Source organism: Chryseobacterium mucoviscidosis (assembly GCF_002177115.1).
Taxonomy (GTDB): domain Bacteria; phylum Bacteroidota; class Bacteroidia; order Flavobacteriales; family Weeksellaceae; genus Chryseobacterium; species Chryseobacterium mucoviscidosis.
On the sequence record NZ_MVAG01000131.1, the window covers coordinates 1 to 250 of the forward strand.

Annotated in this window: 1 protein-coding gene; it reads right to left on the minus strand. The window is 46.8% G+C overall.

Features of this window, described 5'->3' with window-relative positions:
• Positions 1-2 precede the first annotated feature (2 nt).
• Positions 3-250, minus strand: a 248-nt coding sequence (locus B0E34_RS22795) for a nucleoside/nucleotide kinase family protein (protein ID WP_503327698.1), incomplete at its 5' end; no start/stop codon positions are given.

Below are 250 nucleotides of genomic sequence, written 5' to 3' on the forward strand. Positions count from 1 at the left end.
ACTTATTTGCCTTTTTTAATAACCTCAATGGTGCTTGCCACAACACCTTCCAGCGGTTGATCAATATCCACCACCAGTACATCGGTTTCGTCCGCACCCGGCTCCTGCAGCGTTTCAAACTGCGTCACCAACATTTGGGTTTTAAAGAAATGGCCTTTGCGCGCTTTCAGGCGGCTTTCAATCACATCAAAATCGCCTTTCAGGTAGATGAAAGAGAGATTAGGATTACCTTCACGCAGCAAGTCGCGAT